The 25,353-nt window shown below is 33.3% G+C and carries 23 protein-coding genes and 1 pseudogene; 14 read left to right on the top strand and 10 right to left on the bottom strand.

The annotated features are described in order from the left end of the window. Nucleotides 1-91 precede the first annotated feature (91 nt). The 4 genes from Anndu_RS16575 (at nt 92) to Anndu_RS16560 (ending at nt 3,693) form a co-directional block, all read left to right on the top strand. Nucleotides 92-937 (top strand): carbon dioxide-concentrating mechanism protein CcmK, encoded by an 846-nt coding sequence (locus Anndu_RS16575; protein ID WP_464102250.1) that lies wholly within the window; start codon nt 92-94, stop codon nt 935-937. 138 nt (nt 938-1,075) lie between these two features. Further along, complete coding sequence (locus Anndu_RS16570) at nt 1,076-1,621, top strand: DUF1816 domain-containing protein (RefSeq protein WP_464102249.1); 546 nt, start codon at nt 1,076-1,078, stop codon at nt 1,619-1,621. A 78-nt stretch (nt 1,622-1,699) separates the two neighbouring features. Then, the gene (locus tag Anndu_RS16565; RefSeq protein ID WP_464102248.1) at nt 1,700-2,086 is read left to right on the top strand and encodes a response regulator; all 387 of its coding nucleotides are present in this window, start codon (nt 1,700-1,702) and stop codon (nt 2,084-2,086) included. A 224-nt stretch (nt 2,087-2,310) separates the two neighbouring features. Next, the gene (locus Anndu_RS16560; RefSeq protein ID WP_464102247.1) at nt 2,311-3,693 is read left to right on the top strand and encodes an ammonium transporter; all 1,383 of its coding nucleotides are present in this window, start codon (nt 2,311-2,313) and stop codon (nt 3,691-3,693) included. Nucleotides 3,694-3,774: 81 nt separating this feature from the next. On the opposite strand, the gene lpdA is transcribed toward Anndu_RS16560, so the two are convergent. Continuing rightward, nucleotides 3,775-5,199 (bottom strand): dihydrolipoyl dehydrogenase, encoded by a 1,425-nt coding sequence (gene lpdA / locus Anndu_RS16555; RefSeq protein ID WP_464102246.1) that lies wholly within the window; start codon nt 5,197-5,199, stop codon nt 3,775-3,777. 306 nt (nt 5,200-5,505) lie between these two features. On the opposite strand from lpdA, the gene Anndu_RS16550 reads away from it, so the two are divergent. Further along, a complete protein-coding gene (locus Anndu_RS16550; RefSeq protein WP_464102245.1) occupies nt 5,506-6,834 on the top strand; it encodes a sensor histidine kinase in 1,329 nt (442 codons plus the stop codon). Nucleotides 6,835-6,935: 101 nt separating this feature from the next. Here Anndu_RS16550 and Anndu_RS16545 read toward each other — a convergent pair whose 3' ends face one another. Next, the gene (locus tag Anndu_RS16545; RefSeq protein WP_464102244.1) at nt 6,936-7,271 is read right to left on the bottom strand and encodes an element excision factor XisI family protein; all 336 of its coding nucleotides are present in this window, start codon (nt 7,269-7,271) and stop codon (nt 6,936-6,938) included. 272 nt (nt 7,272-7,543) lie between these two features. Between Anndu_RS16545 and Anndu_RS16540 the strand changes: the two genes are divergently transcribed. The 4 genes from Anndu_RS16540 (at nt 7,544) to Anndu_RS16525 (ending at nt 11,708) form a co-directional block, all read left to right on the top strand. Further along, on the top strand, nt 7,544-8,977 hold the full coding sequence (locus Anndu_RS16540; RefSeq protein ID WP_464102243.1) for an FAD-binding domain-containing protein: 1,434 nt from the start codon (nt 7,544-7,546) through the stop codon (nt 8,975-8,977). Between the two features lie 121 nt (nt 8,978-9,098). Beyond that, nucleotides 9,099-10,184 carry an ATP-dependent 6-phosphofructokinase gene (locus Anndu_RS16535; protein ID WP_464102242.1) on the top strand — a complete coding sequence of 362 codons (1,086 nt, stop codon included), beginning with the start codon at nt 9,099-9,101 and terminating at the stop codon, nt 10,182-10,184. A gap of 165 nt (nt 10,185-10,349) precedes the next feature. Then, nucleotides 10,350-11,294, top strand: coding sequence for a 4-(cytidine 5'-diphospho)-2-C-methyl-D-erythritol kinase (ispE, locus tag Anndu_RS16530; RefSeq protein WP_464102241.1), 945 nt, complete (start codon nt 10,350-10,352; stop codon nt 11,292-11,294). Nucleotides 11,295-11,375: 81 nt separating this feature from the next. Further along, entirely contained in the window at nt 11,376-11,708 is a 333-nt protein-coding gene (locus Anndu_RS16525; protein ID WP_464102240.1) for a DUF3082 domain-containing protein, read from the top strand. A gap of 46 nt (nt 11,709-11,754) precedes the next feature. Here the strand turns inward: Anndu_RS16525 and pyrF are convergent, their stop codons facing one another. Then, complete coding sequence (pyrF, locus tag Anndu_RS16520) at nt 11,755-12,447, bottom strand: orotidine-5'-phosphate decarboxylase (protein ID WP_464102239.1); 693 nt, start codon at nt 12,445-12,447, stop codon at nt 11,755-11,757. A 143-nt stretch (nt 12,448-12,590) separates the two neighbouring features. Here pyrF and Anndu_RS16515 point away from each other — a divergent pair, with 143 nt between their 5' ends. Both Anndu_RS16515 and Anndu_RS16510 read left to right on the top strand, forming a co-directional pair. Then, complete coding sequence (locus Anndu_RS16515) at nt 12,591-13,652, top strand: Mrp/NBP35 family ATP-binding protein (protein WP_464102238.1); 1,062 nt, start codon at nt 12,591-12,593, stop codon at nt 13,650-13,652. A gap of 151 nt (nt 13,653-13,803) precedes the next feature. Further along, a complete protein-coding gene (locus Anndu_RS16510; protein WP_464102237.1) occupies nt 13,804-14,037 on the top strand; it encodes a helix-turn-helix domain-containing protein in 234 nt (77 codons plus the stop codon). 21 nt (nt 14,038-14,058) lie between these two features. On the opposite strand, the gene Anndu_RS16505 is transcribed toward Anndu_RS16510, so the two are convergent. Continuing rightward, a complete protein-coding gene (locus Anndu_RS16505; protein ID WP_464102236.1) occupies nt 14,059-14,886 on the bottom strand; it encodes a DUF3598 family protein in 828 nt (275 codons plus the stop codon). A gap of 262 nt (nt 14,887-15,148) precedes the next feature. Here Anndu_RS16505 and cas10d point away from each other — a divergent pair, with 262 nt between their 5' ends. Next, the gene (cas10d, locus tag Anndu_RS16500; protein WP_464102235.1) at nt 15,149-17,401 is read left to right on the top strand and encodes a type I-D CRISPR-associated protein Cas10d/Csc3; all 2,253 of its coding nucleotides are present in this window, start codon (nt 15,149-15,151) and stop codon (nt 17,399-17,401) included. Nucleotides 17,402-17,525: 124 nt separating this feature from the next. Next, on the top strand, nt 17,526-18,722 hold the full coding sequence (locus tag Anndu_RS16495) for an RNA-guided endonuclease InsQ/TnpB family protein (protein WP_464102234.1): 1,197 nt from the start codon (nt 17,526-17,528) through the stop codon (nt 18,720-18,722). A gap of 367 nt (nt 18,723-19,089) precedes the next feature. On the opposite strand, the gene Anndu_RS16490 is transcribed toward Anndu_RS16495, so the two are convergent. Beyond that, nucleotides 19,090-20,116 (bottom strand): IS630 family transposase gene (locus Anndu_RS16490; protein WP_464104135.1). Its coding sequence is split into 2 segments (ribosomal slippage): nt 19,090-19,738 and nt 19,737-20,116, totalling 1,029 coding nucleotides; the frame shifts between segments, so codons are not numbered across the junction. 269 nt (nt 20,117-20,385) lie between these two features. Here Anndu_RS16490 and cas3 point away from each other — a divergent pair. After that, nucleotides 20,386-21,951 carry a type I-D CRISPR-associated helicase Cas3' gene (gene cas3, locus Anndu_RS16485; RefSeq protein ID WP_464102233.1) on the top strand — a complete coding sequence of 522 codons (1,566 nt, stop codon included), beginning with the start codon at nt 20,386-20,388 and terminating at the stop codon, nt 21,949-21,951. 67 nt (nt 21,952-22,018) lie between these two features. Here cas3 and Anndu_RS16480 read toward each other — a convergent pair whose 3' ends face one another. The 5 genes and pseudogenes from Anndu_RS16480 to Anndu_RS16460 all read right to left on the bottom strand — a co-directional run bounded on the left by Anndu_RS16480 (nt 22,019) and on the right by Anndu_RS16460 (nt 25,347). After that, on the bottom strand, nt 22,019-22,144 hold the full coding sequence (locus tag Anndu_RS16480; RefSeq protein ID WP_464104144.1) for a hypothetical protein: 126 nt from the start codon (nt 22,142-22,144) through the stop codon (nt 22,019-22,021). Nucleotides 22,145-22,201: 57 nt separating this feature from the next. Continuing rightward, nucleotides 22,202-23,007: pseudogene (locus Anndu_RS16475) on the bottom strand (transposase); the annotation flags it as partial. Nucleotides 23,008-23,381: 374 nt separating this feature from the next. Continuing rightward, the gene (locus Anndu_RS16470; protein ID WP_464102232.1) at nt 23,382-24,443 is read right to left on the bottom strand and encodes an IS630 family transposase; all 1,062 of its coding nucleotides are present in this window, start codon (nt 24,441-24,443) and stop codon (nt 23,382-23,384) included. A 254-nt stretch (nt 24,444-24,697) separates the two neighbouring features. After that, nucleotides 24,698-25,102, bottom strand: coding sequence for a PIN domain-containing protein (locus Anndu_RS16465; protein ID WP_464102231.1), 405 nt, complete (start codon nt 25,100-25,102; stop codon nt 24,698-24,700). After that, on the bottom strand, nt 25,099-25,347 hold the full coding sequence (locus tag Anndu_RS16460; protein WP_464102230.1) for a hypothetical protein: 249 nt from the start codon (nt 25,345-25,347) through the stop codon (nt 25,099-25,101). The genes Anndu_RS16465 and Anndu_RS16460 overlap by 4 nt, the downstream gene beginning before the upstream one ends. Between the last annotated feature and the right edge of the window lie 6 nt (nt 25,348-25,353).

Genomic DNA, 25,353 nt, shown 5'->3' with positions numbered 1-25,353 from the left:
ATAGAAAAACTCTCGTTGTGATCAACGGGAGTTTTTCTTTTTAGACAATCAAGAGTTAAAATAGATCTAAGAATCTAGTCAAAAAAATTCAATGAAAAGACTTTCTTCTGTTCCTATGTCAACTCGTCCGATTAAACATCATTATCCTGATAGTGCTTTAGGTTTGGTTTCAACTCAAAGTTTCCCTGCGATCGTGGGAACGGCTGATATGATGTTAAAATCGGCGGATGTGACCCTGATTGGTTATGAAAAGATAGGTAGTGGTTATTGTACGGCGATCGTGCGGGGTAAAATTGCTGATGTGCGTTTGGCGGTGGAGGAAGGGGCAAAAACGGCTGAACAGTTTGGTCAATTAATCTCTAAATTGGTCATTCCTCGCCCTTTAGCTAATTTGGAGGCCGTTTTCCCTATTGGCAGTCATTTAGTGGAAATTGCCCGTCAACAAAGGGGTTATAGTAAGTTAAGTAATAGATCGATCGGACTATTGGAAACAAGGGGCTTTCCTGCCATGGTGGGGGCGGCCGATGCGATGTTAAAGTCGGCGGATGTGGAGTTAACTTCCTATGAGGCCACTGGGGGCGGTTTATGTACGGCCATTATTCGGGGGACGGTTTCCAATGTGGCGATCGCCATTGAAGCGGGGATGCAGGAGGCCGAAAGAATCGGCGAATTAAATGCGGTGATGGTGATTCCTCGTTTATTAGAAGAATTAGAGCATACTTTACCCGTGGCCAGTCATTGGTTGGAAAAAGGCGAACCTTTACCCATTTTAATGCCTAAAACCGTTAAGGAAAGGGAAAAAGAAGTGATTGCTTTACCTGAGTTGAAAAAAACACCGTTAAAGTTAGATGCCCAGATCATCCCCCAAGAGGAAATATTGGAACTGGAAACGCCTTCTACTCCCCAAATTAAAAAACTTTCGATCGAAGAACTTTAAGGTGGATCAAGTTTAAAGTAAAATTCTAATCATTAAAAATAAAAATCAGATCTCATTTTAAGAGAGAAGATTTAAACTAAGATAATTTAGTATTAATTATTATTTATATTGATAGACTTCATTCATTGAGAACTAAACGTGAGTAATTTCGCCTTTAACGACAAAACTTTTATTTTCGAGTTACAAGTTAAGCAACCGTCTTCACTGTTAACTCAATATCCCAATGCCACTGTCTTAGAAGATGGTAGAATTATATTACCAGTCCGTGATTATCAGATTAAATCCCAAATCCAAAGACTACAAAGGCTAGGAGCAAAAATTTTAGATATTTATTCAATTAATGATTTAAAATATCAAAAACTCATGACAAGTTCAGAGGTTATTTCTGATCTAACAGAAAATGAAGTAGAAAATCAACCAACTGTTGAGAACTTTTTAACAGAGAAATCTTTATCTTCAGAATCTATTATTTCATCATCGGCGATCGATCCAAATATTCCTTGGTGGGTAGAAATTTTCACAGAATTTCCTAGATGTCTTTATTATTTTGGGCCTTTTGATAATGAAAATGAAGCTTATGAATATCAATCGGGCTATCAGGAAGATTTAGAACAAGAGGGGGCTAAAGGGATCGTGGTAACAATTAAACAATGTTCACCACAAATTTTAACTCAAGAATTATAAAAAACCGATAGTTCTTGAAAAATAAAATAGTTATGATTAAGATACTGTATTTTTTATTTTTCTTGAAGCTTAATAATTATGACCCATAAAATTTTAGTAGTAGACGATGAAAAATTGATCCAAACTTTATTTAAACTGCGTTTTAAATTGGAAATTGAACAACAAATTTATCAATTTATTTTTGCTTTAAATGGAGTTGAGGCCTTAGATAAAATTGCACAAAATCCTCATATTAATTTAATGTTAACTGATATTAATATGCCGAAAATGGACGGCTTAACTTTAATGGGTCAACTTCAAGAAAAATTAATTAATATTCCAACTATTGTAGTTTCTGCTTATAGCGATCCTAGCAATCAAAAAATAGCCAAGGATTTAGGGGCGATCAATTTTATTGTTAAACCAATTAATTTTAAAAATTTAGATAAAATGATTCAAGATTATTTATCTATTGAAAATCAATAACAAACTTCTTGCCAAAATCAGTGAAAAGTTATCAAAATTTATCAAAATAATTAAACAATTGATTAAATTTTGTTGTTTTTACTACTTTCTGATAATAATTGATCTGCTACAAGCTATTTTAAGACTGCTATATATTGAATTAACTGTTTCGGTAAAATTGTGAGATGAACCTTAAAATAAAGCCAAACCAAAAAAGTTTTTTTTCTCAAATTAAGGGAAAAATTTTGAAAATTAATCATCTAATTTTCCCTAAAAAATTATTTACTTGGTTTTCCTTAACCATCATTATACTTGGTTTATGGCATAATTTTGCCTATGGTCAAACTCCTGAAATAGAAACAATTAAACCCCTTAATTCTGATTTATCCCCAACGGATTTTCAACAATTAATTAACGGTGGTTGGGTCTTAATTTGCTCCATTTTAGTAATAATGATGAATGGCGGTTTTGCCATGTTAGAAGCGGGGCTTTGTCGTCAAAAAAATGTGGTTAATGTTCTGAGTAAAAATTTAATTGTTTTTAGTATTACAACTATTGTCTATTGGGCTTGTGGTTTTGCCCTAATGTTTGGCCAAGGTAATATGCTCACAGGGATCAGTGGTTTTTTCTTCAATTATCAAGATTCCAGTTCTTTTGCATTAGAATCATTACAATTGCCCTTAACAGTGTTTTTCTTATTTCAGGTAGCCTTTGCCGGAACATCGGCCACGATCGTTTCTGGGGCAGTAGCAGAAAGAATCACCTTTAAAGCCTTTTTAATTTTTAGCGTTTTTAAGGTAATTTCCTATTCAATTATCGGTCACTGGGCTTGGGGTGAAAGTTGGTTAAAAGAGTTAGGATTTATTGATTTTGCCGGATCAACGGTAGTTCATTCCGCCGGAGGTTGGGCGGCCTTAGTGGGGACATTCTTTTTAAAACCTCGTTTGGGGAAATATCAAGGCAACCAAATTTTACCTTTACCCGGACATAATTTAAGTATGGCAACTTTAGGTTGTTTTATGTTATGGATTGGTTGGTTTGGCTTTAATGGCGGCTCTGAACTAGCTTTTAATTCTACAGTTTTTAATATTATCATTAATACTAATTTAGCCGCCGCCGCCGGAAGTTTGACGGCCACTTTCACTTCTTGGCTACAATATGGTAAACCTGATCTATCTTTGATTATTAATGGCACTTTAGCCGGAATGGTGGCAGTAACAGCCAGTTGTAATGATCTTTCTCCCGTAGCGGCCTTATTGATTGGTGGAACTGGGGGTATTGTAGTGGTATTTGCGATCGCCTTTTTTGATCTGATTAAAATTGATGATCCCGTAGGGGCGATTTCCGTTCATTTAGTGGGTGGCATCTGGGGAACTTTAGCAGTAGCCCTTTTTACCTCTCAAGCAGGTTTCAATCAATTAATCATTCAACTGATCGGCATCGGGGCGGTGGGTTTATTTACGGTTATTTTTAGCGCGATTGTTTGGTGGATCTTACAATCAACCATTGGCATTCGTGTTAACCCACAAGCAGAAATTGAAGGTTTAGATATTAATGAACACGCTATGGAAGCCTATAGTTTTACGGCTAAATCAGATAAAACCAACAGTAGTCAAAACAGGTTTTAAGCAAAAATGATTAATAGATCATGGTTAAAAATATTGTTTTGATCAATTCTCCTACTTATTACTTATTACTTAAGACTGAATTTAAACCGCTCTTTTATAAGCTTCGTCTAAAACTTCTGATAAAGTGGGATGGGCATGAATATTAAAAGCCAACTCCTGCACCTTTTTACCCTCAGCGATCGCATTGGCCGCCTCTTGAATCAAGTCTGACGCATGGATGCCAATAATATGCGCCCCTAACAATTCTCCCGTATCTTTACGGTAAATAACTTTAGCGATCCCGTCCGTTTCTCCTTCAGCCAAAGCCTTAGAATTGCCCTTAAAGAAGGTTTTAGCCGTTGCTACCTCAAAACCTTCATTTTGACCTAATTCAACGGCTTGAGGCTCATTTAAGCCCACATAACTAATTTCAGGATGGGTGAAAGCGGCCGCAGGAATACAACGATAATCAATAGTTTTACCACGTCCGCAGATATTTTCCACCGCAACCACACCTTGACCGGAGGCGGCGTGTGCTAACATCATTTTACCCGTAGCATCGCCCACCGCCCATAAATGGGGGACGGGTTGACCATCTTTGATCACGGCCATGGTATCATCAACCTCAATAAAGCCACGTTGATTGACTTGTACCCCCACTTTCTCTAAGCCGAGGTTTTTGGTGGCGGGGATCCGCCCTGTGGCCACTAAACAAGCATCAACTTCTAAGGTTTCGAGTTTTTCCTTGGTTTTAGCGTCTGTTAACTCGATCACCACAGGAGATCCGGGAATAACTTTTGTCGCAAAAACCCCTTTATAGGTTTCAATATCTCGATCGTCAATTAAAACTTTTTTGGCAATTTTGGCAATATCAGGATCAAACCCCGGCATTAACTCAGGTAAAGCTTCGATCATGGTGATCTCACAACCTAAAGCGGTATAAACATCGGAAAATTCTAAACCAATGTAACCACTGCCAATAATAGCGATCCAATTGGGCAGACTTTCTAATTTTACCGCCTCATCGCTCGTAAAAACGGTTTTATGATCAATTTGGATCCCAGGGGGAACAAAGGGAACGGATCCCGGACAGAGTAAAATATCCTTAGCGGTGAAGAATTTTTCTCCAGACTCCGTAATAACCGAAACTTTTTGAGTTGCGGCGACTTTACCCCAACCGTGAATAATATCAACTTTAAGGCGCTTTAAACTATTGGTTAAATCTCCTTTGATCTTACTAACTAAATTATTAGCATGATTGGCGATCGATTCCCGTTCAAAATTTACCCCTCCTACCTGTACACCCATACTATTAAGGTGTTTAGTATCAGATAATTCTCGCACCTTACCAGAGGCTGATAATAAAGCCTTAGAAGGGATACAACCTCGGTTAACACAAGTGCCACCCATGTCAAGGGCTTCCACAATGGCCGTGCGTAAACCACATTTAACAGCGTGTAAAGCCGCACCATGTCCACCTACACCTGCACCAATAATAATTAAATCATAATCAAAAGTTTGAGTCATGAAAATTCCTCTTGTTTAAATATTCATCAAAAAATAGAAGATTTAAAACCCTATCTTTTAGGGCGTAACAGTGCTATTTTAAAATATTACTGTTACAAAAAACACGAATTAAAGAAAAAATTTTTTTGAGATCAACTTTTTGGGGGGAGTATTAAACTTGTGGCACAAGTTAAGTAAGAAGTAATAATTAATAAGTAATAAGTGGAAAAATTGACGAAAAACCGATGATAAGTAATTATGATTTAGACTTTCATCAAGAGAGTATCAGCTAAAAAAATATTATTATAATTTAATGATTAAAGTATTATGTTTGACTCAACCCGCCGCCGTTTAGCTATTTGGTATACAACTATTACTGCTGTAGTTTTATTATTCTTTTCTACTGTAGTTTATTGTTATGTTTATCAGACTTTAGTTGATCGAATTGATGACACTTTAAAACATATTATTGAAGTAGTAGAACATTCTTTAGTTATCGATCCAATTGAACCAAAACAAGGTATTTTTCAGGTAAATGTTGAGGCTACCTTTAGACGTAATTCTAATCAGGTTGAAGATGATCATATTGATTTAGAATGGTTTAATGCTAAAGGTGTTTTATTATGGTCAACTTTTGGCGAATCTTTACATATTCCCCTTGATCCAAATAAGTATGGTAAAACTGTTTATTTAACCAATGATCATCTATTAAGACAAGTTACAAAAAGGGTAGAATTTGATCATTATATTTTAGGATATTTAAGGGTAAGTCATCCTTGGTTTGAAGTTACAAAACCGACTCGTCAATTAATGATAGATTTAATTTTTGGGGTGAGTTTTATGTTAATTTGTGTGGCAGGAATTGGTTGGTTTCTATCAGGAATTGCGATTAAACCTGTGATAGAATCTTATCAAAGTTTAAAACAATTTACCGCCGATGCTTCCCATGAATTAAGAAATCCCATTGCTATGATTCAAACTAATATTTCGATGGCATTAAATTATACTGATCAAGAATCAAATTTATCACAAAAACAGTTACAAGTGATTGAAAGATTAACTAAAAGATTAGGTAATTTAGTTAATGATTTATTATTTTTAGCAAGATCTGATAGTGGGATGTTAAAAAATGATTTTGAAATAGTACCTTTAGATGCTTTATTAATAGAAGTAATTGAAGAACAAAAAATTTTAGCTTTACAAAAAGAAATTAATTTAACTTTAAATTTAATTGAAGATGATCAAGATAATTTAGAAGAAATTTTTAATTTAAAAGGTGACTGGAATCAACTGGCAAGATTATTTACTAATTTAATTAGTAATTCCTTAAATCATAGTGATCAAAATGATCAAGTTTTGATTGAGTTAAAACCGATAAAAAAAGGTAACAAAAATCATAGTAATCGGGATAAAAATAAATTTTTACAAGTAATAATTAAAGATACGGGATCGGGTATTCCTGAAGCTTCTTTACCTTATATTTTTGATCGTTTTTATCGTTTAGATCCGGCGCGTAGTAACAGTCAAAAACAAACTAATTCTACGGGTTTAGGCTTGGCGATCGCTAAAGCTATTGTGGAAAATCATCAAGGTAATATAACAGTAGAAAGTGAATTAAATCAGGGAACAATTTTTACAGTTATTTTACCAGTTTAAAATAATCTTAGTTTTTAAAAGTCGGGGATTTATAAATCCCCGACTTTTGTTGTTCTAATATTAGATAAATAATGACTTTTAAAATTATTAAATAATAATATTTAACTAACAGCAAATTCAGTAAAATGTCTAACATTGGGAGGATGAAAAGCTAACACAATTTCACTTTTAGGTATACCTGCCCTAACTAAATCATCAGCAATACCATCTTCTAAACCATCTCGATGAATCCAAATTTTATCATTAATTATTTCTAAATGAACGACACAACCGTGAATTTTAACATCATTTCTCCAGCCAATAGTCATTAATAAATAATCTTTTTTATCATCACTAATAATTAATTTATGTTTAAGATTGGGATCATAATAAGGTAAATCGGCATATTCCTTAAGAATAGGGTAAATCAATTGATAATAATTAGTTAACTTATCCATTGTAAAATAACCTCCTTGTTTTCATCAAAAATTATTAAATTAATTAATTTTCTTTTTAATAAAATTTTGCCTATGGGTTCTTCAAAAATTTCTTCATAAGCAGATTTTTTACTTGATTATGGTAAATATCTTTGACAGGCATAGTTAATCTTTAGTTAAATAAGAAAAGATAAATTACATAAATTTTCTATCTCTTAGACTAGCATAAAAACTTATTTTATGTTAAAATAATCAACAAATATTTTTCTAATTTATACAAATTTATACTAAAAATGTCTAACTTAATTTTATTTTGGCATCGTAAAGATCTAAGAATTAATGATAATATTGCCTTAGATTTGGCCTATTTAACCAGTAAAAAGATTATTGGTTGTTACTGTATTGATCCTGTGATCTTTCACCCCGATCAAATAGCACCAGCTAAAGTTAAATATTTACTAGAAAGTTTACAGGAATTACAGGAAAATTATCGTCAACTTAATAGTGAATTATATATTTTACAGGGTCAACCGGAACAACAAATTCCCCAATTTGCCCAGACTTTAAATGTTAAATCAGTCTATTATAATTTAGATGTTGAACCCTATAGTAATCAGCGAGATCAAAATGTTAATCAAGCTTTAAAAGAAAGGGGTATTGAAACTAATTTTTATTGGGATCAGTTATTACATAATCCTACAGAAATTTTAAGTAAAACTAACACTCCCTATACCGTTTATACTCCTTTTTGGAAAAATTGGGAACAACAAATTAAACCTATTCCAGTTAATAATATTCAACAATTTGAGCCTTTAGCACCAACAGAAAAAGAGTTAATTAATCAGACTGAAATTATTAATTTACCAACGGCTAAAGAATTGGGTTTTGTGTGGGATAACCCCTTATTTTTACAAGCAGGAGAAAAAGCCGCTAATCAACATTTAGAATATTTTTGTAATAACTTAATTGAACAATATCAACAACAAAGAGATTTTCCTGGGATTGAAGGTACATCAAGATTAAGTAGTGCCATTAATTTAGGGGTAATTAGTATTAGAAAAATCTGGGAATCTAGTGTTAAAATGATGGAATATTGTCGCAGTGATGAAGCGAGAAATAATATTTTAACATGGCAAAAAGAATTAGCATGGCGCGAATTTTATCAACACGCTTTATATCATTTTCCTCAACTATTAGAAGGCGCATTTAGAGAGGTTTTTAAAAACTTTCCTTGGGATAATAATAGGGAATTATTTGAGGCTTGGTGTGCCGGAAAAACAGGTTATCCCATCGTTGATGCGGCTATGAGAGAATTAAATGAAACTGGTTGGATGCACAATAGATGTAGAATGATTGTAGCTAGTTTTTTAACTAAAGATTTAATGATTGATTGGCGTTGGGGTGAACAATATTTTATGAAAACTTTAATTGATGGAGATTTATCTGCTAATAATGGAGGGTGGCAATGGAGCGCTTCTAGTGGGATGGATCCTAAACCTTTAAGAATATTTAATCCGGCTTCTCAAGCTCAAAAATTTGATCCTGAAGCTGAATATATTAGAACTTGGGTTCGGGAAATTTCCTCTTTAGAAACGGGGGAATTAGTAACAGGAAATATTCCTGAATTACTATGTTATAATTGTGGCTATCCTACACCAATTGTAGACCATAAAATTCAACAACAAAAATTTAAAGATAGATATAATTTACAAAAATTAGAGGTGTGAAAAGTTAAGCCACTGACTACCAAATATTAAGATTTATAGAAAAAAATTAATATTCCGTTACCAAAATTTGGACAAAAACAAGCAAAAATATACTTTTGACGCTGATCACCTCAAGGAGAATATGGGAGCAAAAAAACGAATTGGAATTTTAACCAGTGGTGGCGACTGTGCCGGCCTCAATGCTGTGATTCGAGCCGTTACTCACTGTGCTATTACTAAATATGGTTGGGAAGTCATTGGTATTTGTCAAGCGACTATTGGTTTAATGACTCGCCCCCCAAAAGTGATGCCTTTAAATATTAAACAGGTCGATCGCATTATTACGATGGGGGGGACAATTTTAGGTACAACGAATAAGGGTGATCCCTTTGCCTATCCCATGCCAGACGGTTCAAAAATCGATCGCTCGGCCGAGATCATTGACGGCTATCATCAATTAGGTTTAGATGCTTTAATTGGCATTGGTGGCGATGGTAGTTTAGCTATTTTACGCAAACTGGCTCAACAAGGCAAGATGAATTTAATTGGCATCCCCAAAACCATTGATAATGATGTGGGGATCACGGAAAGATCCATCGGCTTTGATACGGCCGTTAATATTGCCACAGAAGCCATTGATCGCCTTCATTTTACGGCCGCTAGTCATAATCGAGTGATGATCGTGGAAGTGATGGGGCGAGATGCGGGTCATATTGCCTTAAATGCCGGGATATCTGGGGGAGCGCATATTATTTTAATTCCTGAAATTCCTTATCAATTAGAAAATATTTGTCAATTTATTCAGAAAAGACAAGAGGAAGAACAAGAGGATTATACCATTGTGGTGGTTTCCGAGGCGGTTTGTACGGAAGACGGACGCACGATCCAACAAATGGAGGCTTTAGGGGAAACTCGCTTAGGTGGCATTGGGCAATATTTAGCCCAAAAAATCACCCATTGTACTGGTGCCGAAACGAGGGTAACGGTGTTAGGCCATACCCAAAGGGGCGGTATTTCTTCCCCTTTAGATCGGATCCTTGCTTCCGCTTTTGGGGTGGCGGCCGTGGATTTAATTGCACAAGAACAATATGATCAAATGGTAACATGGCAAAATCGTCAAGTTGTCAGTGTGCCGATCGCCGAGGCTATTAAACATTATTGTACCGTTGATCTCAATGGGCCTTTAGTTAAAACCGCCAAAGGTTTAGGTATTTGTTTTGGAGATTAATTTTTAAGTAATAAGTAATAAGTAATAAAAAATATTTATATTTTGATTTATTGAAAGCAATGAAATTAATTTCATTTCGTTTTAATTACTTTAAAATAATACCTTTAAATCTTGATAACCTCATTCACAAATAACCAATAACTAATAAACAATAACAAAAACTATATGAAATCCTATTCTTTACTTGCTCCAGCTAAAATTAATTTAGATTTAGAAATTATCGGCGATCGCCCTGACGGTTATCATGAACTGGTGATGATCTTACAAAGTGTCACCTTAGCCGATCGCTTAGAAATAAAGCCTCAGAAAACTCAGGAAATTACCGTTCATTGTGGCCATAGTCAAGTACCCCTTGATCAAACTAATTTAGCCTATCGTGCGGCCAAATTAATGCAGGGGCGATTTCCTGAGCATTCTGCCGAATACGGAGGCTTAGATATTATGATTGAAAAAAATATCCCAGTAGCGGCCGGTTTGGCAGGAGGCTCAACGGATGCGGCGGCCGTCTTAGTGGGAATTAACCAAATGTGGGAATTAGGTTTAACTCAACCGGAGTTATGCTCATTAGCCTCACAATTAGGCTCTGATATTCCCTTTTGTATTGCAGGGGGAACGGCGATCGCCACAGGTAGAGGAGAGGAACTAGAACCAATTTTAGATTTAGATCATTTATATGTGGTTTTAGCTAAATATGAGAGTTTAGCCGTGTCTACCCCTTGGGCTTATCAAAGTTATCGTCAACAATTTTCCCATCAATATTTATCGGATCAAGACAGTATTAAAAAGCGAATTTCTGACACCTATTCTAGCCCTTTAGTTAAAGGAATTACCGAAAAAAATAGCCAGAAAATCGGTCAATTTTTACATAATGATTTAGAAAAAGTGGTATTACCTGAATATGCCCAAGTAGCCCAATTAAAAGATATAATGAAAAAGGCCGGAGGGCTAGGTACATTAATGTCAGGATCAGGCCCTACTGTCTTCACTTTATGCGAATCTAAAAGTGAAGCAGAAACCATCAAAAATCAAGTCAGATCACAAATTTCCGATCCCGATCTTGGTTTATGGATAGCACAATTATCAAGCACGGGTATTACAATTGATAATTAATAATTGATAATTAATAATTGATAATTAATAATCACAAAAAATTAAAACTTTAATTAAATATATTGATCACTTAATCTAAATATGACTGAATTAAAATCTAAAAATCAAGAAAATCAAAAAAACTCAGAAACTATTAAAACAGAAGCTACCCCGATCCGGTGTTTAGTTGGTGCTATTATTTCGGGAATTTTAGGGTTTGGTCTTTATTTTTTAACCTCGGCGATCGCTACGGCCTTTGCGAGAACACCAGTATCAACTACTAATATGTTTGCCATGAAAATAGGGATCGCCGTTAGAACCTTAGTAATCGGCATCAGCGCTTTAGGTACGGGAATTTTTGCCATTGTCACATTAGGTTTAATTGCTTTAGCAATTCAATTAAGTTTTAAAAAAGCAAATTCACCTGAGTTATAAAATCAGAATTTATGATCCAATTTTAAGATTTAAAAACCTAATTTAATTAAGAATTTAATTCATCACAAATTTTCTGCCATGCTAACTGAGGATCCTCTGCCTGAGTAATAGGTCTACCAATGACTAAATAATTCGCCCCCTGCTTGATTGCCTCTTTGGGAGTCATTACCCTTTGTTGATCCTGTTTTTCAGCCCATGAGGGGCGCACTCCCGGACAGACTAAAATAAAATCATCTGTGCAAATTTCTCTCATTTTTGCCACTTCCAAGGGTGAACACACCGCCCCATCAATTCCTGATTCTTGAGCCATTAAAGCCATGTTTAAAGCGTATTCTGGTAACTCTAGGGGAATTTTGAGGTCAAAGGCTAATTCTCTGGGGTTAATGCTTGTTAAAAGGCTAATAGCCAGAAGTTTTGGGCGTGGCTGTAACCCTTCTAAAGCTTTAACTGCACTTTCTAAAGCTTTTCTTCCGGCACTGGAGTGGAGGGTGAGCAGATCAACTTGATATTTTTGGGCGCTCACACAGGCTTGGGCTACGGTGTTGGGTATATCATGAAATTTGAGATCTAAAAAGATTTTTTTATTTCTTTCTTTGAGAATTTTGAGAATAGACGCTCCTTCACTGACAAATAGTTGTAAGCCTACTTTCCAAAAAGAAACTTCTGGCAATTGATCTAATAGGGCGATGGCCTGTTCTTGATTGGGTACATCTAAGGGTACAATAATTTGATCTGACATAATATTATATTTTTTAATAACTTAGGATTCAATAAACAGCAAATTGTAAGTAATCAGTTTATAAGTTTATGAAAAACATTACAATATTTAAAAGTTAGGTTTTTTGATCCTAACCTTAATTTTAACTTTCATTTAATGACTATATGTTAGATACAAAAGCAATTTTAGAGGTTTTACGTCCAGTTCAAGATCCTGAACTACAAAAAAGTTTAGTTGAACTTAATATGATTCGTAATGTAAAGGTAGATGGCTCAAATGTTAGTTTTACCTTAGTTTTAACTACTCCGGCCTGCCCTTTACGGGAATTTATTGTAGATGATTGTAAAAAAGCAGTAAAACAGTTAGTAGGGGTGGAAAATGTAGAGGTAGAAGTGACTGCCGAAACGCCCCAACAAAAGGCACTACCTGATAAACAGGGCATTGATCATGTTAAGAATATTGTCGCTATTTCTAGTGGAAAAGGTGGCGTTGGTAAAAGTTCAGTCGCTGTTAATGTGGCGGTAGCTTTAGCTCAAACGGGCGCAAAAGTTGGCCTATTAGATGCGGATATTTATGGGCCTAATACCCCTAATATGTTAGGTGTTCATAATATAGAATTAGATGTAGAAAGAACAGATAAAGGTGATATTTTAGAACCTGCTTTTAACTATGGTGTTAAGTTAGTTTCAATGGCATTTCTTATTGATCCTGATCAACCTGTGATCTGGCGTGGCCCTATGTTAAACGGCATTATTCGCCAATTTTTATATCAAGTAAACTGGGGAGAATTAGATTATTTAATAGTAGATATGCCCCCCGGCACGGGTGATGCTCAGTTAACAATGGCTCAAGCTGTGCCAATGGCAGGTGCGGTTATTGTAACTACTCCTCAAACTGTGTCTTTATTAGACTCTCGACGTGGTTTAAAAATGTTTCAACATTTGGGAGTCAATGTGTTAGGAATTGTGGAAAATATGAGTTATTTTATCCCTCCTGATCAGAGCGATCGCACCTACGATATTTTTGGATCGGGTGGCGGTGAAAAGACTTCCCGTGAGTTGGGTATTCCCCTTTTAGGCTGTATTCCTTTGGAAATAGGGGTGAGAGAAGGGGGCGATCGGGGTTTACCCATTGTCATGAGTGATCCTGACTGTGCTAGTGCTAAGGCTTTCACGGCGATCGCTCAACAAATAGCGGCTAAAGTTTCCGTAGCGGCCTTAAGTTAATTAAGTAATAAGTAATAAGTAATAAGTTAAAATAAAAAAGATCAATCAAAAAATCTTTAGTTAATTAAGATAAATTTAAAACTATGACTAATACCATTTACAAAAAGTAAGTTCAGGGTTAGTATAGGAATAGATTAACAGGAGCAATAGTATGTCAGGAATATCAAAAATAGAAGTAATTGAATTAGCAGATACACTAAAAAATCTCATGAAACAACAAAAAACAGCTTTGAATTTTTCCAAAGTTCAAGCTTTATATCTTTGGAAAATTCAAGTGGCTGAAACGATCAGATACTTAGCGGTAATGATGGGACGTAGTGAGAGAACAATTTACGAATGGTTTCACTTATATAAGACGGAAGGATTAGACGCAAAATCTTCTTAATCAATATCTCAATAGCAAAGATTAAATTTTATGCTCAATAATATGAGTCGAACTGATCCATTCTCCTTTATGATCATAACTTCTAACCAATCGTTGTCTTTCGTTGTCTCTCACTAGCCATCCTGCTTCCACAAAAAAGGCTTGATGACGCTCTATTTTTAAGGGAACATTACTTGAGCCACCATCGGGCAATAATAAAATTTGACGTTTATTTTCCCCCTCAAAAATTAATTTATTTTCTTCAATTTTCGCTTTTGATGTAATAGTTTGATCTTCAAAAGATAAGGTCTGTTCTAAATTATTTTCATCTAATTTTTTGATTTCTAAACAGGTTGAATAACTTTGAGGCTCTTTCCAGTCAGCAAAAGCAGTATAGGCTTCCCCTTTCCATGTGCCTATTAGTTGATCTACCGTTAAAGCCTTTCGCTCATAAGCATCTGTATTACTCCGAAATTCCCTAATTAAAGTTAAACTCTCAAAATTGGCATTTTGATCATATAATTGCACAAATCTTAAACGGCGATCTCTGTCAACAAAACCGTATTCCGCCGCAAATTGGGAAAAAGGAGCAAATAATAATGAGCCTTTAGAAAATGAGCCATTATCAAAAAAGATGATTTGTCGCCCTAAAGTGCGGTATTCTTGTTGATAATCAGTGGTAGGTTGACTATCATAATCACCATCGTTAAAACGTCTAATTCTGAAGATGACAGCGTGATCATCATCAAAACTATCTAAATTTAAAATACTAGGAGTTGAGCTTAAAATCTTACCCTCTGGGGAAATTTGAGTAAAAGAGCCTCGCCATTCTCCCATATTTTTCAGAAAATTTTGCCATTTTTGATCCATAATTTTTTATTTAATCTTAAGATTAATCCTTGTTAATTTTTCTTTTTTGGTTTATCTTCAACAAATTATAAACGATGAAAGGGTTTATTTTTTAAACAGAAACAGGCACTTTCCCTTAGGTTCCCACACATCCTCACAACTATCAAAAGAAGCAATATTTGATGATTACGCTTTTTCAATCCTCAAGATTAATAAAAATGTAATCAAATTCACTACAGAAAATCTGATTTAATGAAAATAACAAATTCAAATGAAGAATGTTATGAGTAACTATGTTTTAATTCTCAAAGATTGTGTCGAAACAATTTTCCCAAAACTTCGCACAGAATTGAATTTCCATCGCCAATTGGCAAAAGGTGGAGTTAATGCCCAAGGAATGCCTTTTGTGAATAAACGCACAGGTAAACCTTATCTGGCTACAACTCAGCTTAATCATGTTTTAGTCGGATTAAGTGGTTTAGTCAGACTTCTTAATTATTTAAGTCAACAAAGTCTTTTAACTAAGGAGGTGACAACTTCCGATTTTAAACGAGTTTGTGCTTTATTTTGTCTTCATGATCTTCATAAAGATGACCAAGTTAACCGAGAAGTACAAACTAGAGATACTTCAATTAAACCTGATTTAATGTTAGAAATTGCAACTAAGGTAGGGTTAACTGAATGGTTGGGCGATGATAATTTAACTGGTTATGAATATTATGAGGCCATGATTCATTTAAGCGATGCAACTCATGGTAATCGAAAATATTGTCGAGGAGAAATTAACTATGAAAAACTTTATAGTTTAGTTCGTTTGGCGGATAGTATCGCATCTGTACAAAGTTTAGAAGAAGGTACAAATGGTTTAAAAAATCGTTTAAAAGATTTTAGTCGCAGTCTTAAAACTTTAGAATTTTTCTATCATAAAATTAATGATTATCGGGGCTTAACTACTAATTTTTATCATCAGTCTATTGCTAAGGTTTTACAAGAAGAATATCAATTCTATCCTTTGTTATTTTTTGATAATGGTACGGTTTATCTTGGGAAACAACCGACATCTTTTAATAAAAAAGGGTTTCTTACGTTAGTTATTAATCACTTTAATCAAACTTTGCAAAATGTAGGAAATAAGTCAAGTGATGAGTTAGAATATAATGGTAAAACTCAGCGTTTTGAAAAGTACATTTTTGCTTTTTGTGGAGTAGATAAACAATTAGAATATTTAAAGAATAATTCCACTAGAAAGGCTCAAATTGGCTGGTTTCAGGGCAATCCTGATAAACCAGAGCAGGATTTCTTAAGTAAAAGATTTAACAATCAAAAGTTTCAGGAGACTTTTCGAGATCAAGATAATTTTTTACAAGTGTTTAACATTATGGGCAAAAGGGATCAAAATGAAGATTTTGCTCAAAAATGGGAGGCTGTTAGTCGTTATTTAGGGGGAGTTTTAAATTTATTAAATGATGTTTATTTAGCCCCTAGCAATTGGCAATCTACGATTAATTTTCTTGGAAATTTATTAAAAATTCACCCTGATATTCAAACGAATATTATAGATAATGTTTCGATCTTTAATCAATCGGGAACGCCAGAATTTAGTCATATTTTAGCTTATCATTATCTGAATAATTTACAATATGATAATCAATCAACTAATACTATTCCCATTGAGCAAATACTTGATATTCTACATCACACGTTATTATCAGAAATTGTTAAATTAGATAACATCGAAAAACGTAATAATTATGTAGAAGACGAATTAGCATTTAATTTTGATAGTTTGGATTTTCTGGATAAAAATTTAGTTTTAAGTTGGGAAAATAACCGTAATATTGAAGCGGATCCCCTCAAAATTATTGCCTCGAAAAAGAAAACTGGTTCACCGGCCAAATTATGTAGTTTATGTAATCGAGTTATTACAACTAAAATGAAATCAGCACCAATCAAAGCTGATATGATAGAGGATGGAATTAAAGAATTTTCTAATCGTTTAGTGCCTAAAAGTAGTGTTAGTTCTCGTGTTTGGTGTCCTCAATGTTATTTAGAATGGATGAGTCGAAAATTAGCAGGTTTAGGTTATGCCACAGGTGCAGATAAAAATAATTCAGCAAGATTATATTTCTTTATTTTACCTAATCCTATTTTAACCCCTGAATTTTTGGATGTTTTACGCAATCAATTAGAAGTTTTGCATCAAAAAACTTCTATTAATGTTAGAAAATATGGTAAAGATGGTAAAACTATTCCCAGAATTTGGTTAGAAACTAAAGATATTACTGCTGAAGAAGATGGAAAAAATTGGTTAAATCAAGTTTTAAATAGTCTAACTGAAGAATCAGAAAGACTGATAAAATTAACCCAAGAAAAGGGTAAGAGAATGGCGGGAGACTATTTAATGCTTTCTGATTCTGATTTTTTTGATGATTATAATTTAGATGAATTAAATTTTGACGAAGAAGATCAGGAAACATTTAATAATCGGTTAGCTAGTAACTTTTTAATTGTTACCTTAGAAGCCTCTAGTTTTTGAAATACTCACACAAATCAACGGGGGATGAAAATTCGACAAAAAAAACAAACATCCGCAGGATTCCACACAAAATAAAATCTTTGTGCTAAACTAAATCTTATGGTAATTAAATCTCCATAAAATCATGTTAGTCATAGAAGCTAAATTGTACGGCAACAAACCTCAATATCAAAAGTTAGATGAGATGATTCGCACTGCTAGTTTTGTGCGAAACTCTTGTCTTCGCTATTGGATGGATAATGAAGGGGTTGGGCAGTATGATTTATCTCGCCTTTGTAAAGAATTAGCTTCGGAGTTTGAATGGGCAAAGAAACTTAATTCTATGGCTCGTCAAGCTAGTGCTGAAAGAGCTTGGGCTTCGATTAAAAGGTTTTATGATAACTGTAAGAATCCTTCGATTAAGAAAAAAGGCTATCCTAAATTTAAAAAAGGTCGTTCTGTGGAGTATAAAACTTCAGGTTGGGAACTTTCAAAAGATAGGACAGCTATTAATTTTCGTGATGGATTTAAAGCCGGATGGTTTAAAATGCGTGGTGGAGTAGACTTAAATTTCTATCAACTTAATCAAATTAAACGAGTTAGAGTTATTCGCCGTGCTGATGGTTATTATGTGCAATTTTGCATTGATCAAGAAAGATGTTCCGATGTTAAACCTTCAAGTAATGCCATCGGTTTAGATGTGGGTTTATCTCATTTTTATACTGATAGTAATGGTCAAAAAATTGATAATCCTCGACATTTAAGAAAGTCCGAAAAGCAATTAAAAAGGCTTCAAAGACAACTTAGTAAGAAGAAAAAAGGTAGTAACTCTCGTTTAAAAGCGATTAATAAATTAGGTAGAAAACATTTAAAAGTATCAAGGCAACGTAAAGACTGGCTAGTTAAACTAGCACGGTGCGTAGTCACATCTAACGATGTGGTAGCTTATGAAAAATTAAGTGTTAAAAATATGGTCAAAAACCATTGTTTAGCTAAAAGTATTAATGATGCTTCTTGGAGAACATTTTTTGATTGGCTAGAATACTATGGCAAAGTTATGGGTAAAATTGTTTATGGTGTGAACCCACAATATACATCTTGTGAATGCCCAAATTGTAAAGCCATAGTTAAGAAAACTTTATCTCAAAGAACTCATGTTTGTGAGTGTGGCTGTGTGATGGATCGAGATCAGGCAGGAGCGATTAATATTTTAGCTAAAGCATTGAGAGAATTAAGTAGGGGTGGGCAATCCCAAACTAGCAGTTTAGAACTGCTGAACGCTAATGGACACATCAACCTCTGTCAGTTGAGCGAAAGTTTAGCTGATAAGTTGGGTGGTTGAAGTTAGAATCCCCCGACATAATCTTTGATTATGTCGGTGGGAGAATGTCAAGATGGTGGAAAATATCTGATTTAACTAGCTTTAAAGGGTTTTCTGTAATCTTTTTTACCTCGCAACTTCTCTATTATTGATCTATAAGGGTTTTCGGTTTTTGTGGTGATAAAATTTGTGATCATTTTGTCCCTTTTTATTTATAATTAATTTTATCTCGCAATGCCTATTAAGAAGATTCTCTCTGTCTGCTTTCTGGCGATCGCACTTTTTATTAATAATTATCTCCATAGGAGATTGAAACAAAATTATCTAAGATAAGATTAAGGAAGTAATCAGATTTCTTTTTATTAATAATTATCTCCATATAGCAATCCTAAATAGGTTGTGGCAAAATTCCATATTGATAAAGTTTGGGGAAATCAAATATTTGACCATGCGCAAAAAACTTAAATAGCCACTTTACTATTTTAAATGATTTACATAAATGATAGAATTGTCTAATAAAATTTTTCACTTGTAGCCAAATATCTTCTACCGGATTTTGTTCTGGAGCATTAGGGGCAAATTTATGACAAGTAATTAACCATTCTTCTTCCAATAAATCTTGATTTATTATAGTTAAATACTCCCTAAATTCTTTTGAGTCATGATAGGTTGCTCCATCCCAAAATATTGCTAATCTTTTTCCTTTTCTTTTTGATAGTAAATACTTGATAAATTTGATCGTATTTTCTGTATTTCCACTTTCATATTCTTTGACAATAAATTCTTTAGTTTGATAGTCTAATGCCCCATAATAAGTTTGTCGGCTTTTTTCATTTTTAATGGGAATTTCTATTCTTTGATCTGTTCTTCCCCAAACATAACCTAAAATGTCTCCCCAAAGTAAATGACATTCATCAATCATAAACACTACAAGCTCTCCACTCTCTATTTCTTCTTTCCAAATCTCTAATTTTTCACTGATTTCTTTTTTTTTAGCTTCGACTAATTCGTCATTTTTAGCCGGATTCTTTTTTGAGTTTTTTCCAACTTATTTTCGCTTCTTTGAGCAAACTATAATAACTTTGATTGGATTTATAACTAATATTATATTCTCGCTCTAAATAAATTTTTAAATCTGATAATCTTAAATATTCTTGCTCTCTTAACCAATTAATAACTTGGTCTTTTTCTTCTGGTTTTAATTCACTTTTAGTTCCTTTAAACTGTAATTTCAAGCTTTCTACTCCACAAAAAAGAGCTTGATTTTTCCACATACTAATAAAGCTATGAGAAACTTGTAATAATTCTTTTACTTCATGGTATGATTTTCCTTCTAAAATCATTTTGACAGCTAAAGCCCTTGTCATTTCTTTAGCCTCTTGTGTTTGATTGATGAAATCATTTAACTCAGAAATAATGTTCATTTTTTTTTCCTTGAATTTAGATTATAATTAATATTATATCTGTTATGACCTATTTAGGATTGCTATATTTATCTCCATAGGAGATTGAAACATAACTGGACTTATGATTTATTTGATGACCCCGCTTTTTATTAATAATTATCTCCATAGGAGATTGAAACAATTATATTTAATTTTCAGGGAAAACTATCCTCAAATGCTCTAAAATCAATCTTCATAGGAGATAATTATTAAATTTTAGTTAAACATAATTAACCATCATGAAAATAACTTTAAAGCCCGTTTATTATCGCACCAATCTTAAAACATCCGTACCTTTCCCCGGATTATCTAACAGTAATTCACCCTATCAACATCAAATACAAACCTATTGTGCCATCGCCAGAACTCAAAATTATCAAACAGCTTCCCAATGGTGTAATGATTGTGAATTAATCAATCAATGCCCTATTCATCAACTTCCAGAATTAACAAATCAGCAAACAATTTGTATTACTAATTCAGCTATTACAGGGGGAGGAAAAACCCTAGCTAGTTATGCTTATGGTATCGAAAACTGTTACAAAGGTCATAAAATATTAGGGGTATATCCAACCAATGAATTACTCCATGATCAAAAAAGAGCAATAATTAAATTATTTCAACAAATTCACGGCCGTGAACCAAAAATAGGAATAGATGGAGATATATTAATTGTTGACGGTGAATTTCTGCGACAAGAAAAAGACGCAGGAGAACGCAATATTAAACTAATAGAATATATTTTAAGCGACACAAAGATCGTCTTAACTAATCCCGATATACTTTACCTCTTGTGTCATCATCTTTATGCAAATAGTCAAGAAACAACAGGCACCAATATTAGTGCTTTTTCTATCTTAATGCGTGATTTTAAAACAATTATTTTTGATGAATTTCATCTTTATAATATTAAACAACAATCCTCAATTATCTGGATTGTTGGACTTTGCGCTCAACTTTTTGCTAAAATAAAAACAAGAACAAATCATAGTTTTATCTTTTCCTCCGCCACACCCTTAAATTTAGAAGAAGGTTTCGGTAAACAATTACAATCATTAGAACAATTTGGAGTTATTTCTGTTAATATTCAACAAAAAGGAGACGATGAGGGGCGCCCCGTCATGGAAGAAATTAATTTAACCCTTGAAAGTGCTAATTTAAGGGCATGGGAAGGGGCAAATAAAGCCTTAGAATTATTACCCCAAATTCAATTTTTATTAGCTCAAAATCAAGAACATCGCTGTTTATATGTGATGGATTCCGTAGCAACAGCCAGAAAATTAAAACAAGAATTAAGTCAAATATTTGGGATTCAAAAAGTAGGAGAAGCACACGGTTTAGTACAAGCAAATGAGAAAAAAGAAGCTTTAAAAAAATTTCATACCACAGGCACAAGTGGCATCGAAGTAGGGATAGATTTTACCGATGAATATTTTAAGGACTTATTATTATTTGAAGCCAGAAATAGCTCTCAATTCTTACAAAGATTGGGTAGAATTGGCAGAAATGGGCGTAATATTTCCGATAATCAAGCAATCGCAATTGTTCCGGCAGAAGTAGTTAATTATTTTCAAGAATATCCTCATCTTGCTAATAAATTAGAGCGTCATACATTTACCCAGTTAATAAAACAAGCATTTCGTTGGTTTGAACCAGAAAGATTTAATCATTATCGTAATATTTATTCACCAATAGAAGCCGAATATACCAGTAAAATTTATTTAAGAGGCTTTGAATGTGGCAAAAATAAAGTAACAGGAAAATTTGAAGAAACAGCAGAAAGAAAAGACATCTCCAATAACTGATAAAGCTTATATGGTAACAGTTTCATCTTTAATCAGCACTCAGCAATCAATCGCCGTAAAGTTAATTTCACGTCAAAATTTCCTCTAAATCTAATTTCGTCCCAAAAGTATGACTAATTAAAACATCAATTACTTCATTTGATGACGATGATTTTACTATTTCTAAAACTAAACTCTCAATTCTTAATCTCACTAACCCACAAACTGTTAAAAATACTGACTGATATTTATCTTTTCTTAATCTAAATCTTTCTCTTGCTACTCGCCATATTTTTATGATTCTAATTAAATGTTCTATAAATATTCTTACCGATGAAATCTTTTTATTTTCTTCTTTTTCTTCCTGAGTTAATACTCCTTTTTCGGTTTTTTCTTTGGGGTAATAATTTGTGGCTCTCCCACATAAGCTTTATCCCCTTTAAACCTTTGATCTATCCCAAACTTATTAAGATTTTGACGACAGATGTTAATATCACTTGAAGGCCCTGGTTTTCCCGCCACTACATCCACAATATCTCGGCCTTTTGGAAGACTAATTAATTGATTTTTAAAAGTATGTTCACATTTTTTTCCACTATAACATTTTTTCTGTTCTTCATAGTCTAAAGGTCTTTCTCTTGGCTGTTCTTCACTATCTACTAATAATTCATTTTCCTTCAATTTTTCCAACATTTCTTCTATTTTTTCTGGGGACTTTTTTACTTGTTCTAGTAAAGAGCATGGCAAAGCTTCTCTCATAATTTTTTGCCAATAATCAAACAAATTATTGGCTGTTGATTCACTTACTTGAAAGACGATACCTAATAGTTGAAAACTCAGATGATGTCTTAAATAAATTAAAGTCAAAATAATCTGGTTTTCTTTTGAAAGTTTACTCTCTCTACCACCCCCTGAATTGATAATTCTAGTTTTTTGTTTTTCGGATTCTTCTTTTGCTTGTTTCTCCAAGATTAAAAGATGTGCGATTAGCAGTTCTAATTGTTCATAATTAATTCCTAATAATCTTTTAGTTGCTTGTTTGTGATCTTGAATATATTGCCAAGTATAATTACTCATTTTTGTTATTTCTCCTTAAAATTTTTGTTGATGATAGCTTAATTTTTTTATTTATATTATATTATAGAGATGTCTAAAGTTTACCAGAGAACAACTTAGTGATTTAATCATAACCTTATATCCGGGTCATAATCGTGAAAATATAGGCAAAGAATTAACAAAATTAGTTTTTAATGGCACAATTAGCGCTATTTTTGGTTTTCGTAGTGGTGGTAGTATTTTAGAATCAAATATTTATCGAATGATGGGCTTAAAAGAAACTAAATTACAACCATTAATTAACTTTAATATTCCCTATTTTGATTATCAAAAATCTCAAGAAAATAATAGTTTTCCTTTTCATAATTATTCCTTATACCATTTACAAAAAGTAGCTACACAGATAAAGCATTCACAATATAATCCCAACCTGCTAAAGACAGGATAAAATCTTCTTGTAAATTATTTAAGATATTAGCTACTTTATTTTTGACATCATCTAAGTTCTTAAACCAGATATTTTTTAACTGTTGTTTGATATATAACCACAGTCTTTCAATCGGATTTACTTCTGGACAATAAGGTGGTTGAAATAACAAAATTATATTCTCAGGTACTTCTAACTTTTTGGCAGTATGACAGGGTGCATTATCTAACTGTATTATATGAACCTCATCGGGATATTCTTTACTAAATTCTGTTAAATATTTACCAAAGCATTCACTATTAAAATGAGATAGTTCATAGAAAAAACTTTTGCCATTTTCTACTTCGATTAATCCATAAAGATAATAATAGTCATAATGCCATTGTAATTCTTGTTCTGGTTTGACTCCTTTTAAAGTTATTTTCCTTCCTAATTCTGTTCTAAAACCTAATCTAGTTTCATCTTGACACCAGTAACAAATATTTTTAGTATCACCCCATTTCTCTTTTATTTGAGCTATTATGCCTTTTAATCTTATGGGTAAATACTCTTTAAATACGGATATTACCCCTTCATTTTGATACTCATGATAAGGACGTGGTACTTTTAATTTTGCCCCTAATTCGTATCTCACTAATTGATGTATTGTGGTATAACTTATCTCAATATCTTGACAAGTAAATAACCATATTTTTATTTCTTGGTAACTGTTAAATCCTTGAGGCTCACTTAATTCTTTTTTGACCAGAGCCACTGTTTCTAGCTCTAGTTTTTTTGGTCTTCCTGTTTTATTATGTTCTTGTAATAATGCGTCTAATCCTTCCGTCTTATATAAGTGAAACCATTCGTAAATTGTTCTCTCACTACGTCCCATCATTACCGCTAAGTATCTGATCGTTTCAGCCACTTGAATTTTCCAAAGATATAAAGCTTGAACTTTGGCAAAATTCAAAGCTGTTTTTTGTTGTTTCATGAGATTTTTTAGTGTATCTGCTGATTCAATTACTTCTATTTTTGATATTCCTGACATACTATTGCTCCTGTTAATTTATTCCTATACTAACCCTGAACTTACTTTTTGTAAATGGTATTAATACAGGAAAAGCCTTTAATGTAGCACAGCAAAAACACTTACCACCCTTATTTGAGATACTAGACTTTCAATGGGGAATTAGCTCGGCGAAATATCATATTGCTTTTGATTTAAACGCCTTTTTTCTTTGTTGTTTACCAGAAAAAAATCAAATTTTAATGTGTTAAAGTATTAAAAAATTTTTTTGATCACTACCGAATAAAATCAATTTGACAAATATTTAAGGGGATAATAGGCTCAAATTCTTTGCGATCTGAAGTAACTAAAATACCCCTTTCCTGATGAGCTAAAGTTAAAGCAAAACAATCAGCTAAAGAAATTCGTTTAATTGTGGCTTTATATTTACTAACTTGTCGCCAAAAAGTAGCAGAAAAATCAAAGCGAGTTTTAACATTAATATCACTCAATTCTTTGATTATTTTTTCTGCCGAAGTTTCCCCACCACTACGATAAAAGTCATAGTAAACTTCACATAAATTAACAATATGAATCATACAATGATTATCGGAATTAAATAACAAATTTTCAACATTTTCTGCTCCTGTTTCATCCCTAAAAAAAGCAATAACAGCACAAGCATCTAAAATAATATTCATCGGTTACGATCCTCCCAATCAATTTCTGCTTGTTTACGTTGAGCAAAATCTTCACTACTGGTATTAAGATGGGCATATTTACCACGCAATGAGTTAATTAATTGTTTTCTTTCTTCTTCTGACTTAACAGTTATTTCAGGAAGAAAATTTTGCTTAATTAATTCTCTAACTTGCCATAATTGATCATCAGAAAGACTATTTAAAGATTCAATAATTTCTTGACGAATTTGAGTATGATTAATCATTATTAG

The organism is Annamia dubia NIES-4383 (genome assembly GCF_055394725.1).
Note: the sequence above shows the minus strand (reverse complement) of the source record. Positions and strands in the feature narration are given on the sequence as shown.